Annotated in this window: 7 protein-coding genes; all 7 read right to left on the reverse strand. The window is 57.3% G+C overall.

Annotated features, from left to right (window positions below; all coding sequences use genetic code 11):
• Positions 1 to 129 precede the first annotated feature (129 nt).
• The 7 genes from ACFSYH_RS06440 to ACFSYH_RS06470 all read right to left on the reverse strand — a co-directional run bounded on the left by ACFSYH_RS06440 (position 130) and on the right by ACFSYH_RS06470 (position 13,984).
• On the reverse strand, positions 130 to 1,674 hold the full coding sequence (locus ACFSYH_RS06440; protein ID WP_377465929.1) for an ATP-binding cassette domain-containing protein: 1,545 nt from the start codon (positions 1,672 to 1,674) through the stop codon (positions 130 to 132).
• A 23-nt stretch (positions 1,675 to 1,697) separates the two neighbouring features.
• A complete protein-coding gene (locus ACFSYH_RS06445) occupies positions 1,698 to 2,657 on the reverse strand; it encodes an ABC transporter permease (protein WP_377465931.1) in 960 nt (319 codons plus the stop codon).
• On the reverse strand, positions 2,654 to 3,601 hold the full coding sequence (locus ACFSYH_RS06450; RefSeq protein ID WP_377465933.1) for an ABC transporter permease: 948 nt from the start codon (positions 3,599 to 3,601) through the stop codon (positions 2,654 to 2,656). The genes ACFSYH_RS06445 and ACFSYH_RS06450 overlap by 4 nt, the downstream gene beginning before the upstream one ends.
• Positions 3,601 to 5,295, reverse strand: coding sequence for an ABC transporter substrate-binding protein (locus tag ACFSYH_RS06455; RefSeq protein WP_377465935.1), 1,695 nt, complete (start codon positions 5,293 to 5,295; stop codon positions 3,601 to 3,603). Before ACFSYH_RS06455 ends, ACFSYH_RS06450 begins: the two co-directional genes overlap by 1 nt.
• 308 nt (positions 5,296 to 5,603) lie before the next feature.
• Positions 5,604 to 6,053 carry a hypothetical protein gene (locus ACFSYH_RS06460; protein WP_377465938.1) on the reverse strand — a complete coding sequence of 150 codons (450 nt, stop codon included), beginning with the start codon at positions 6,051 to 6,053 and terminating at the stop codon, positions 5,604 to 5,606.
• 1,010 nt (positions 6,054 to 7,063) lie between these two features.
• Positions 7,064 to 7,585: a hypothetical protein gene (locus ACFSYH_RS06465; RefSeq protein WP_377465939.1), complete on the reverse strand. Its 522-nt coding sequence runs from the start codon at positions 7,583 to 7,585 to the stop codon at positions 7,064 to 7,066.
• A 90-nt stretch (positions 7,586 to 7,675) separates the two neighbouring features.
• The gene (locus ACFSYH_RS06470; RefSeq protein WP_377465941.1) at positions 7,676 to 13,984 is read right to left on the reverse strand and encodes a DNRLRE domain-containing protein; all 6,309 of its coding nucleotides are present in this window, start codon (positions 13,982 to 13,984) and stop codon (positions 7,676 to 7,678) included.
• Positions 13,985 to 14,049 lie beyond the last annotated feature (65 nt).

Genomic DNA, 14,049 nt, shown 5'->3' on the forward strand with positions numbered 1-14,049 from the left:
AAACGTAAACGTCCTCCGAAATGTGGGGTTGGCACGCCTCAGTGGAACTGAATGTGTAGTTTTTACTTGTATGTGAGTATCAACCACCCTCACAGTGAAGTAATTTCTACACACCCAACGTACGGACCCTCAGGAAATGATGCGACCGTCGCGCAACTCGATGACACGGTGTGCAAGTTGGCCCACGACTGCGGCATCGTGGCTGATGAAGATCATCGAGATACCGGTACGTGCTTGAAGCGAAGCCAGCAGGTGCACAACCTGAGCCGCGATAGTCACGTCGAGTGCGGATACGGGTTCATCGCACAGCAGCACCCGAGGTTCACACGCCAAAGCACGCGCGATCGCGACACGTTGCCGTTGACCACCGGAAAGCTGCCCCGGACGGCGCTCCGCTAGGTCGCCAGCCAACCCCACATCGGTCATGAGCGAGGCCACGCGGCGAGCAATCTCTGCGCGTCGCGCACGCCCTCGCAGCCCCTCCAACACGGAGGCGGGGATGCCCTCAGCGATGATCCGGCGTACTGACCAGCGCTTGTTCATGGCTGAATAGGCGTCTTGGGCAACGAGCTGAATGGTGCTTCGCCTTGCCCGGCGCGAACGTTCAGGCACGCGAACCGCACCGCTATTCCACAACCGCCTCGAAACATGAACCTCGCCGGAATCGGGCCGTTGGGTTCCCAGCAGGACCCGCATGAGGGTGGACTTCCCAGATCCTGATTCGCCGACCAGACCGAGAGTTTCCCCAGCGTGAAGAGCCAAGGAAACGTCCGCGAGCGCACTAAACACTCCGCCCGCAACGCGGTAGGACACCGACAGCCCCTCCCCCGAGAGAACCACCTGGGAGGGATCGACCGGACGCTGGTCAAGCATGAGCGGCTGGCCGTCGGGGTGGGCCGCGATCAGCGCCCGCGTGTAATCGTGTGTGGGTGCCTCAAACACCTGTGCAACCGGTCCCTGTTCGACAACGGCCCCGTCCTTCATGACCACAACAACGTCGGCTAGTTTCCGCACGAGCGTGAGGTCGTGGCTGACCAGGATGACACCGGTACCCTGCTGTTTGACCTCACCCAGCAGGTCGATGATGCGTTCTTGAACCGAAGCGTCTAGGGCTGTTGTGGGTTCGTCAGCGATCAGTATCTCGGGTCCAGCCGACAGTCCCGAGGCGATCAGCGCACGTTGCCGCTGCCCGCCCGAAAGTTGGTGCGGGTATTGACCGGCTCTGCGCGAGGCGTCTGGCACGTGAACCCGTTCAAGCAGCGCCACGGCATGCTCCCGCGCTGAACCACCAGAACGTCCACGCCCCGCAAAACCCACAAGCCCATCAGCACGCACGATCCCGTGCACGAGCGCAGGCTCAGCAACCTCAGCCCCAATAGTGCGCAACGGGTCGAGCGACACGAGCGCATCCTGAGTGACCATAGCGATCCGCCGGCCACGCACCTGCCCCCAGCCCCGCTCGGAACGCGAGGTTCCGCTGGAATATAGGGGATCGTCGCCAAGCAGAACCGTGCCTCCGCTGACGCTGACGCCTTCTGGAAGCAGCCCGATCAGGGCGCGACCGGTCATGGTTTTGCCTGCGCCGGATTCGCCGACGATGGCCACGCATTGGCCGGGCAACAGTTCAAAACTGACGCCGTCAACGATGGGCAGCTCGCCCGCCGAAATAGCCAAGGAGGACACGCTTAACAGTGGTTTCATGCCTGTCCCCGTTCGAGGTAGCGTTGCAGCGGCCGGGCCACGGTGGTCACCGCGATCACGGTGAGCGCAAGCGCAATGCCGGGGCATACGGAGATCCACCAGGCGTTCGCGAGCTGGTTTTTACCTTCGGACATCATGAGTCCCCACTCGGCGGTGGGCGGTTGCACGCCGAGCCCGAGGAAGCTCAGGCCTGCGGCGGCCACGACTGCCGAACCGAAGCCGACGATGGCGAGTCCCACGAGGGTTGCGGCTACGTTCGGCACGATGTGCCGCACTGCCGCGCGAGCCGGGCCGATCCCGAGGATGCGGGCGGCCTCGTATGGGCCGCTGATTCGCAGTCTGCGCGCGGAGATTCGGCCAAGGCGCACGTAGGCGGGGATGATCGCAATCGTGACGCCGATGGCCACGGCGCTCGGCCCCTTCCCCATAATTGCGACCACGAGCAGCGCGATCAGGAACTCCGGGAACGCCATGACGACCTCGATGAGCCGCGAGATGATTCCGTCGAGCCAGCGCGGCGCAAGCCCCGCGAGAGTGCCCAGCGTCAGACCTGCAACCAGCGCGATCCCCACGGCGCGCAGCCCCACCAGAATCGAGGTCCCGGTCGCATGCACCACACGAGTGAACACGTCACGCCCAGATTGATCGGTCCCAAACAGGTGGTCGCCGCTCGGCGGCATCAGGACTGCCGACGAGTCGGTTGCGTTTGGGTCGCCAGCGGCGATGACCTGTGGGAACAGTGCCGCTACGGCGATGAACCCGAGTACGGCCAACCCTAAGATCAGGCCGATCATTTCCCACTGGCGGGTACGGTCGCTGTGGGCCGTGCTGCCGCGTGACTCGTTCGGGCCACGCGATCCATCTGGACTACGTAATCCGCCCGGCCTGCGTGAACCACCCAGACCAAAACCCCCACCGCGCGGAGGGACGACAGGCGGCGTTGCCGAAGCACTCACAACGTACCTCCCCTCGACGGCCGCAACCGCGGGTCAAGCACGAGTGCAAGCAGGTCAACAATCAGGTTGATCACAATGAATATGACCCCGGACAGCAGGACCGCACCCATCACCACGGGAATGTCCCGGCCCAGAATCGCGTCGAGGGTGACGCGCCCCAATCCCGGCCGAGCGAACACCGTTTCAATCAGGACGGCACCGCCAAGCAGGGAACCGAACAGGTAACCCGTCAACGTGAGCGTGCCGGTTCCGGCATGACGCAGCGAATGTTTTGCGGTCACCCCAAGCCGAGAGAGCCCTCGCGCGCGGGCGGTCAACGAGAACGGTTCGGCCTCGGCGGTGTCGAGTCCCTGCCGCAGCACCTGGCCCAGCGTTCCCGCAATGGGCAAAGCCATCGCAATGGCAGGCAGCACGAGACGCGAAGCCTGCGACCCACCAATGACCGGGAACCATCCAAGCCCGTAACTAAATACGGCCGCCAGGATCAACGCCGTCCAAAATACTGGCGCAGAGACCGCAAGAAGCTCGACAAAGTCGACGACTCGTCGCAAAGCCCCGCGGCGCGAAATAAACGAGCCCGCAACGGCCAACAGCGCCGCCAATCCAAGCGCGCTCACCGACAACAACAATGTGGGAGTCGCAGCCTGCACCAAGATGTCAGAAACCTGGCGCCCCTGCTGATACGACTGCCCCAAATCGCCCGTCACTACGCGGCCAATATAGGAAAAATACTGTTCAATAACGGGCCGATCCAAGCCCAAACTCGCGCGGATAGCAGCTCTGGCTTCGGGCGTCGCGGAGGACAACGGACCCAACATGACCGACACCGGATCGCCCGGAATCAGCTTCAACACCGCAAAAGCGAGTGTGACCGCGCCCCATAAAACGAGCGCGGCCCCACCCGCAAAGCGGGCAATTGGACGAATCCACCCGCGAGCCTGCATTACTGGATGCTCGCACCCGCGAACAGTGGCCAACCGAACGAATCAAACGCGAGGCCCTGCACGGACGGCAGCGACGCAACGGTGAAGTTCGGCAGGTACAGCGGCACAATCGCTACCTGCTCAACATTCCACTTCTGGATCTGACTGTAGAGTTGCGCGCGCTCCTCGAGGTTGGTGTTCGACGATGCCTGCTCCAGCAGCGCATCCAAACCCGAGTCCTTCACGTTGGAGGCGTTCTGGTAGCCAGCCGAGTGCAGGTGCTGGCGCAGAATGTCGGCGTCGAGGGATGCGAAGCCCCAGTCGGTGATGTCGAAGTCGAGGATCATGTTGCCCTCAGCATCCGCGTAACGTGCCTGATATTCAGGGCCTTCGATTGCGGAGTGCTTGAGCTCGAAGCCGATCTTCTTGAGGTCGTCGACCATGAAGTTCACGAGAGCCTGGCGTTCGTCTGGGAACGGCAGCCACGAAAGCCACTCGGCGCTCAGGCGTTCGCCGTCCTTGACGCGGTAGCCGTCGGCGTCGCGTTCGGTCCAGCCAGCCTCGTCGAGGAGGGTGTTGGCCTTGGCTTCATCGTACGCCCACGAACCTTCAAGTGACGAGTCGTAGGAGTTTGGCGTGGTTGGGCTGAGGATGCTCCAGGCCCGCTCGTATTCGCCAGAGAACGCTGCGCCTACTGCCGCGTCGAGGTTGATTCCGTACTCGAATGCCTGACGAACCTTTGCGTCGCTAAATACGCCGTGTTCCCAGTTGAGCAGCGCCGAGTATGGCAGACCAGGGCTTGGAACCGAGGAAATCTCGGCGCCCTGAAGTTGCGAGGTACCCGTTGGAGTCAGGTCAACCGACACATGTGCTTGGCTGCTCTGCAACGCACCCACGCGAGCAGATTCCTCTGGGACGATGCGGATGGTCAGCGAGTCGAGTTTCGCTGGACCGTCGGCGAGCGAACCGCCGCCTGCAGTCTTGATGTCTGGTCCCCACGCGTAGTCCGCGTTCGGTTCGAGCACGAGCTGCTGCGCTGGGGTGTACTCCTTGAGCACGAACGGTCCGGTACCAACAGATACCTCAGGACCGCCAGCCTTGATCGCGTCCTGGGTTGCCGAGTCGAGAACCGCAGGCGAGTACATGCCGATGAAGGCCGTGGACAGGTTGGTGAGCAGTGGAGCGAATGGCTCCTTGAGGTGCAGCGTCAACTCGAAGTCACCAGTGGCCTCAGCACCGTCAAACAGTGAACCACCCAGCAGGCCGAGCGCCTGCGCTGACGCGGTTTCTTCCGCCGCAATGTGGTTGAAGTTCTTGACGGCGGCTTCCGCGTTGAACGGCGTTCCGTCATGGAACGTCACGTCCTCGCGCAGCGTGAACACGTAGGCCAGACCGTCCTCGGAAATCTCCCAGGACTGTGCGAGCCACGGCTTCACATCGCCGGATTCGTCGAGTGCGACGAGCGAGTCATAGATGTTGCGGTTCACGTACGCCGACACGTCCAGTTGGCTGGAGTGCGGGTCCATGTGACCGTTTTCGAGGTTTCCACCAGCGATAGTGAAAACTAGGTCTCCACCCGCATTCTGCGTTTGGGTGGCGGTTCCTTCTGAAGCATCCGGGCCGTTTGGCTCTTCGGATGAGCAAGCTGCAAGTGACAGCGCAATGGTTGCGGTGACGGCAGCGGTAAAAATGCGACGCGAAAGCGACGAGGTCATGTAATCCCCTTTGTCCGCCGAATTGGCACTTAGTCCGGCGTGTTGACAATGAGCAGCCTGCCTAGACTGCTTGTTTCAGATTAGCGACGATCCGGTTGGCCGTGTTATTCGGCTTGCGACCCAGGTCACTGCGCTAGGCGTGTCGGTGCTGTTTTACCTGCATTCCGGCCATTTTGTGTGGCTGCTTTCACACCCGGGCCGCGGCCCGGGTGCCAACGTGACCGGGATGTGAGATGGGGTGTTCGTGCGGTGCGTACCCCGTTGCGTATCAACTGGATCGGCACGCCGTCTTGCATGCTCATAGCGGTTTACTCCCACTGAGTGAATGTCATGCCAAGTTCATCGGCAAGCCCCAGAGCAATCGCCATCCGACTGTCGCGACCCGAGATACGTAATTCCCACGCATTAAACACGTTGACATCGACCAGACCGTGTTCAAACCCGTAAAACTGCGAATACCGCACCCGCGGCGCGTGCCACAAGCACCAGCCCCGAGCCATATCAGAAACTTCCCTCAGATCAGGCTGCACCAGAATGTCCCGGTACACATGACGCAACTCATCAGGAACAACAAGATCCTCGGTTTCCTCAATCACCTCAACCGCACCATCGTGGATCAACCCATGCTCGACCAGCAACGCCAGATAAGCGGTCACAAGCTCGTACCCGTCTTCTTTATACGCAAACGCATAGCCACTCGTCGGCTCATAATACGCATTGAAGAACGAACGAACACCCGCAATAAACTTACGAATCACAGTTTGCTCCTTCTATTAAGAAGTAGAAGCCACAGCCTGTATTATTAATATAATCATGACTAAAAATCTCTACGAGAAGTTCCTAAGATAAGATCCATACTTAAGGGCGGAATTTTCCTCTTTTAGGAAACCTGCTTCGATCTACTATCATTTTCGCTTACCAAATTTATTTTTGTCGCCATGACTCTCTCAGGTCGCAAAGCCTACCGTATGCTTCTTCGCTCTTTTCCTGCGTAATCCTCCGCAACTCGTCGATGAGATCCGCAATGCCGTACCCCTCATAACCCAAGCAGCCATAAGTTAGTACACCCGTATCGGCAGTCTTGGCGGTGATCGGGTTGCCATACTCGTCGAACAAAGACAACCCAACCCACACCGTCGCCGTACCACCGTCAACTACCTGCTGTCTCGTGGTCGCAACCACAGAGCCTTGTGGATCAACAATCCCCGGCGATAGAAAAGACCTACCGTGTCGTCTCGGTTATCCCATCCTTCACAGTGGCCGCCCACGATGGGCTATCCGAGGTGTCTTCATACACCCGCGTCGTGGTTGAGTTCGTCGAGACGGCAGAACGTGGTCAGGTCAGGGGTAGCGAAGGTAGCGTGGAGCACATCGAGGTCTTCCGGCAGATGGTCAGTGTGAGAACTTCCATCATCGGGGGACCTTGCCCCCTACCCAGTCACCACCACGCTCGCCCCTGATTACACCCTCAAATACGGAGATCCCCCATCATCTGAATCATGAGCACGACTACACCCTAAGTAAAACTTCCTTCCAAAGGCTTCACGCGCCGTCTAGTGAATTTCTTTCACTATCCACATTGCCAATGGTTGATCGAACTTATCTAGGACTCCAGTTAGTTCAATAGATTTCAGTTCCCACGCGTCTAGAGACGCTTCTTCGCAATATTCTGCAGCGGTTTCGAATGAATCAGAAAGACTAGCACCATCCGAAGGAACTATGATCCGGAAAGCCGAGAAGTGGGATGAAGCGTCAATGTCTAGGATCCTCACAACTTGGCTCCAAGTTCACTACCCATGACAGTCAAATGCAACTCTGGATACGGACGGAGCTCATCATCAAACCCGTAGACGTAACGAACACTCTCCACCCGATCAAAATCAAGCGCGTTATCTCTTGTAAACCGTGCCGCGCGCCGCAGCAACTCTGGTAGAGAGTCCTGATTCTCGCCCTCATCGTTTCGAATCACAACTACATGTGCAGTGTAGAGACTAACTCCGGGCATCTCGCTCAATTCACAATCTCGCATCTCATGACCAATCCTTGACACTGGCGAATCCGGACTCCATCCCGCCAACCCTGTAAAAGTTGCCAAGACACATTCCGGAGTTACATAGCCCTCTGGAACCTCGAGCCTTGCAAGCACCAGCGAACTAATCTGGGTTGAACGCCACGTCTCTTCCTCCGCCATAACAGCAAGGAAGAACAAAAAATCACTAACTGAGGGCTCCAACGATACACGAATAGGAAAGCTTATGTTTCTGACCTCAATACATTTCGATGATCTCATGACCCTTTGAACACTTCTCAAAGCACCGCATTCCCTTCTTTTGAAAACTAAATAATAGACACCCCAACGCAAGGAACACAAATCATTGACTCATCGAAAGAGGTTTCTAGTCCCACCACCACCGGGGGAAAATCTTGTACCTATCGGCGTATTGAAGGTTCTAATTCCGCCAGAACCGCCACCTCCACCCTTACCGTTATTTCCCTTGCCCTTCTTCCCGGAATTCTTTTTGGTATTTGCCCGCTTCTGCTTATTTCTTTCTCCAGAATATTTTTCATTTTTCTTGATTTTCTGCATACCACTGTTGTATGCAGAGCGTTCTGCCTTTGAGAGGGGCTGCCCTCGTTGATATTTTGCAATCGCTAAGAGTTCAGCGTCACTCAATTGAGCATGTTGTTTCTTGCCGTTGAGGTCGTACTTGTTGATCGGGTCTTGCGGATACGTATACCGGGTCGTGTTCCCACCCGTCACCGGATCCACCGAGGTGAAGTGCCCCGTCACACTGTTATACAACCGCACACCCATCAACACCAGACCCGTCGCGTCAGTGGCACGTTCTTTACCACCCAACCAGCCATAATCGAGTACACCAGTATCCGTGGTCTTCGCAGTGACCGGGTTGCCATACTCATCAAACAACGACAACCCACTCCACACCACGCTGGTCCCGCCGTTAGGACTCGTCTGCTTCGAGGTCGTGGCAACCACCGAGCCTTGCGGGTCAACAATCCCCGTCGGCAAAAAATCGTCCTCCACCGAGAACGTCAACGACAAGTCCCCCGCGATAGAAGACACATACCGTGTCGTCTCGGTTACCCCATCCTTCACAGTGGTCGCCCACGCAGGATTATCCGAGGTGTCTTCATACACCCGTGTCGTGGTCGAGGTATCACTACCCTCAGTCGTGGTCGAGGTTGAGCGACGATCCATCACGTCAAGATCGTAAGTGGTGGTCACACCGTTTTGGGTCACCGACCGTGCAAGATCCGAATCATAGTAAGAAACCGTCAAGTCACCTGCGCTCTCGCCTTGCGGGGTATCCACACCTGGGAGAGTGGTTTGACGACCCAACGCGTCATATACATACGAGCCAACACCATTAGCGCCTGAAAGGATACGGTCAGCCTTGTCGTATGCCCACACCTTGGTACTAGTCGACGGTGCACCCGCATCGGTGCACGATTGCGTCTTCGTGACCTGCCCAGTGCGGCGCCCCACAGTATCGAACGAGTATTCACGCGTCGTGCACGCCTCGCCAATCTGATCATAGGCTGCGGTCATGCGGGCGGCCTGGTCAAACTCATACCGGGTCACCCGATCCCCATCGCTTCCAGGACCGCTGATCTGGTTGATACGCCCGAGCGCGTCATGATGCATCATCCACGCAAACGACGCACTACCGTCATCGCCGGTCACGGTGTAGGTCAGTGCGGTTTCTTGACCACTACGGTCATAACTCGAAGCCTGCACCACACCCGTAGGTAGCGTCTGGGAGACAATATCGCCAAACGCGCTATAGTGGGCGGTGAACTCGCCCACCCCAGCAATCTGCTTCCCGATCACGCTACCGCTGTACGGATCATAGGTGTAGGTCGTGTTCCCGAACTTCGGTGAGGTCTCCTGCGAGACTCGGCCTGCACTGTCATACGTAATTGTTGTCGCTTGACCATGTTCGTCGGTGTACTTCACCACCCGACCCCACGAATCATGCTGGGTCTTGACCGCAGCTGTGACCGAGTCACCACTGCCCAAGGTTTGTGTTTCAACCTGCAAACCAGTTGCCGGGTCATACACGTTCTTCGCTGTTGGCTGCGGTGTTGAACCCGTCAACCCCGTCACCGCGGTTGTGGCTTTCTCAACACGTCCCGCAGTATCAAACGTTGTTGTGGCAGTGCGCGTGACACCATCAAGAGATTCCGTTGTGATCGCAGCGGCCATGTAGTACGAATACTGCGTCACGGTTTCCACGGGGATAGACGGTGTGGCTTCACCGCTCACAATCTGACAGACGAACCCCGCCCACGCCGGTTTATTTACACACTGGCTCGGCAACCCAGCAGGCGCCCCATTAGCAGTCGTGCGTGCATCGTAGTAGTGGGTGATTGTTGTGCCAGCATCAGAGCCGTTTGAGTCCGCGCCGATCTCTTTGACCGTGCGGCCTTGCTCATCAAACACAGTCTTGACCGTGATGTCCTGGTCACCATTCTCGGTTGTCAAGGTTGTGGGAGCACCGATCATCCACCCCGAGGTCTTACCCGTCACCGATGCACCATCAACCGGGTCATAGCCCATGCGCTGCTCAGTCAATACCGGCTCATCAGTTGGGAGCGCGACACTTGGGTCGCTCGACGCGCTGCCCGGCTGCGCGAGTGTGACTCGCGTTGTGGTCGCTAAACGGAACGGCAGACCTGTTTCTGGGTTAATCCCTTGGTTCGGTGCGCCCTGATCATAGGTTGTCGCAGTGTGTTGACGAGCCAATGTGACCTGCCCATCGCCATCCACAATCTCACGCACCGGCTCCCACACATCCGTGACCAACGTCGCGGCAGGGGTGACCACTGTTCCAGCAGGGATCGTGGTCACTCCATCACCACTACCCCACGTCACAGCAGATGCTGTTATGATCTCAGGGTTATACCGGGTGATAGTCGCGTACTCATCCGAGTTGGCAGTGCCACCAGCACTGCGGATCGCCAAGATCTGGTCGATCCCTCGTTCATCCAACTGGCGGATCACGTTACCGACACTGTCATACCCGGTTGCCGTGAACAGCCACCGCGCGGTATCACCGCCGCCACCTCCACCCGAATATGAGGCAGTGTTGATGACACGCCCCTCATCATCGGTATACGTGATATCCGCTTTCTTCAGCAGATCGGCTGTGACCGATGACCTAGCAGCACCAGCACTGTCTTGCCCAAACGCGGCAAACACCTTCGTCGGCGGCGTCTCTTGACCCCACTTACTGACATCGGCTTTCTCCATGCGTGGCAGCTTGCTATCACTCACGCTCAGGTCATAGGTGAACGCGCCCGTATAGGTGGAGCCCCGCTTAACCGCAGTGACACCATCAGTAAACAAAGCCGTGGGCGCACCGTCTTTGTACTCGATCGTGTACCCCTCCAGCCCAGAAGGCGTCACCGACGTGAGTCGACGGACGTTAGGGATACTTCCGGGAGCGTAAGTATAGGAGGTCGACAGGTTTGAGCGGGGATCTTTCACCTCGATCAAATACCCATCGTTGTTATAGGTGTATTGCGCGACCGTGTGGGTTTCCATCTTGGTCGGTAGCGTGCTGGACTGGTCGTAGGCGGTATACGCTACGGACTGGACTTTCTTCTCACCAGCAGTGGTTCCATACTCTAGCGTCAACACCCGGCATCCCGGCACGAAACTAGGTGGCGCACAGGTCACTCCAACCGGTTGTGGAGCAATGATCTGCTTCAGGCGGCCTTGACCGTCATGCACAAACTGGGTTGTCGATGGGTCACCGGCAACCTGCACGGATTCTGGCTTCCACACACCAGCCCCGGCATGCGTCCACGTCGTGACCGTTCCATCGTCTTCGGTAAAGACCAGTTTCTTCACGTTCGAGACAGTCTTAATCTCGAGACGTGCACCCACCTGAGCAGTCTCGTCATCAACCGCAGTGTAGGTTCCAACCTTTTGTGCAACCTTCGAGGCACCCTGAGAGTAGATCAGAGCGTTTTCTTCCTCATCAACCAGCAAGATCGTTCCGTTATACGTTGTGTCATCGACAATCTCAAACCCAGCAACACCCGCATCCACACCATCAAACGACGGCTTCCAACCCTTCCCAAACGGGCCGTCTTGCTGGTTGTTAAACGTCGAGAACGACCGCGAGACCGTCAACTCACCCAAATAGCCTGGCACGGAAATATCGGTGGTCGAGGTATTAAACTCACCGGTCCACTGCGCAACTTGGCCAGGTCCTGCATCCGCCACAGGGAAGTTCGATCCAAACGCGTGAGGCACATAAGTGAGCGTGGCGTGTGACTTGGGATCGCTTGTCCATGTGCATGAGGTGCTCGTTGATGATCCACTGGCGTATACGAAACACACTCGCACATCAAGTACGGTGTGCTTACGTGAGCGGTCTTCACCATTAACATCTTTGACAGCTGCCGCCGCGTTAAACGATCCGGTCGCGGTGGCAGTGGCTCCTGAGACGACAACGGTTGGAGCACTCCCGTCCGCGTCTTTCCACGTCATTTGTCCGGTACCGTAGGCTCGCCATTGAACCTTTGCCGTAATAGTCGATCCGGTCACTGCAGGAGCACTCGCTTTGACCACATGACTTGCGGTTGTCTTGACTCCCGCGTTAGTTGGGGAGGTAATGCTGGCGGGGCCATTACCAAACGTGAAGATAGTCGCATCCGACTTATTGTTCGCTTTGTCGACAGCGACAACTTTCAAGGTGTGAGAGCCTGCAGGATTCCAGTTCACTGTCGCTGTTGGTGTTGCCCCACTGACCGCGACCGATACGACAGTCCCATTATCTTGCTGGTATTCAAACCTCTGCACCTCCGCATTCGACGCTCGCATCGTGAACGCGTTCGATGCTGGCTTCTGCTCCAACCACAAGCCAGACGCAGCATAAGCAGACGCAGTGATCGTTGGTTTGACCGGCACAGTGCGGTCGTAAATCAGCGTCGTTGTGCCCGAATACCCTGACACATGGCCAAACTCATCAGTGGTCTTTGCCCGCAATTTATAGGTACCATCAGCCAGACCGGTCAAATTGCATGAGGCAGCCGTATTCGAGGCAACCAACGCGGTAGTGCACGATTTACTAACAGTATTACTCGAGTTCACCGCCTCGATCGTGTACTTCACCCGGTCCCCATACGGATCAGTACCACGCGCGGTCACGGCCAGCGATGCAGCATTAGAGTACCCAGCCGCATTCGTTGAACTAAACGTTGGGGCACTTGGAGTGTTCGGTTTGACCGAGTACGTCACACTAAGGACAGGGCTACGCGATGAGGTATTACACGTGGCATGCGTAGACAGTTCATTCCACGAGCAAAACCGTTTGCCAAAGTTCTTGTTATTCGCTTCTGCTGTCGGGACGTTCAAGACAAGACCGTAATTATCGAACTTGTTGTCGTACCACCCTTTATAAATCGCGGTGACATCAGCAGTGACGTACCCATTTGAGACTCCAGTACACCCATCGCCACCAACGTTTTGAGTGAAATACAGACCCGGATTAATTGAAGCCGTGTTGACCCCCGGCCGATCAGCCCACGTCGTGTTCGTTGTAAAGCCCGAGCTTAAAGGATGAATGTTCGTCCGTACGCTGGTGGAACATGACTCTGCATAGTACTGATACAACTTCAATTCGGCTTTGACGACCTCGGTTCCAGCCGCTTTCAGTTCATCTTGCCACTGTAAATAGGCGCGAGCCTCACCAGCAATATCACCGGTACGTCCCACGTTGAGTTTGTAGTCGCTTCCTTGGGCTGCTGTTCCAGAACGCACCCACGTGTCACGCAAACTTGATGCTTTACTAATCGCAGGATCAATCACGACAGGGTAGACCGTGTCTGGATCAGTCAAGAAACCCTGCGGCGCACTTAACTCCACCCGGGTGTGGGTGCCATCAGCAGTCTTTACCCCGTCAGATACCTCAGCATCCAACGCGACAACGTTATTCGGGTCACCACCTGAATCAACGCTAGCGTCCCACGCAATCACAGGAGCAGGAGCCGAAATAGCTTCACCCTTCTTGTCTTCCATGACAAGAGCACCATCATCTTCAACAACCGTCATACCGGTAGTCAATAGATCGAATCCAAAAACAGGATCGTCCTCATCTGGCGCTTCATTGAGCCGCAACACATACGTCGCCCCGACAGGCGTCGCGGTGACCACAAGATCACTTGTTTCTGAGACAGTAAACGTCGCAACCGATCCCTCGACCGTGGGTTCAGGCAGGTCCTGCGGCCACGTCAACGTCGCGGTACGCGATTCTTCCTCATCAAGAACAACCGAGACAACATCCCCGCCACCAATAGTGACGTCTGTCGGCGATACTTTCGGTCCCCACGACCCATCGCCGCGCTTCACAAGCGTTAAGTCAACGTCTTGCCACTGGCCATCTTCACCTTGGACATAGGCCGGTTCACCAAGATCCTCTAACGTCCACGTCCCATCAGGGTTAGCATACGTGCGCGTGGACTCGGTACGCTGCGAAACGTCCTCAACCCGCCTACCGCTCGAGACGGCTGTTAGCCGGGCAGAAAAACTCTCCTCGACTTCAACGGGTTCTTCTAGGCCATCGACGTTTTGGTCACGATCATCAACCTCACCATCACCAAGGCTCACCCCACCTCGAACACCAGAAGTATCGTCACTGTCTGCGGGAGCAGCCACACTAGGAGTCACCACCAACGATGCCAGTAACGCCCCAGACACAACCGAGGCAACACCACGAGCAA

This window comes from Populibacterium corticicola (assembly GCF_042683685.1).
In the GTDB taxonomy this organism is placed as follows: domain Bacteria; phylum Actinomycetota; class Actinomycetes; order Actinomycetales; family Cellulomonadaceae; genus Timonella; species Timonella corticicola.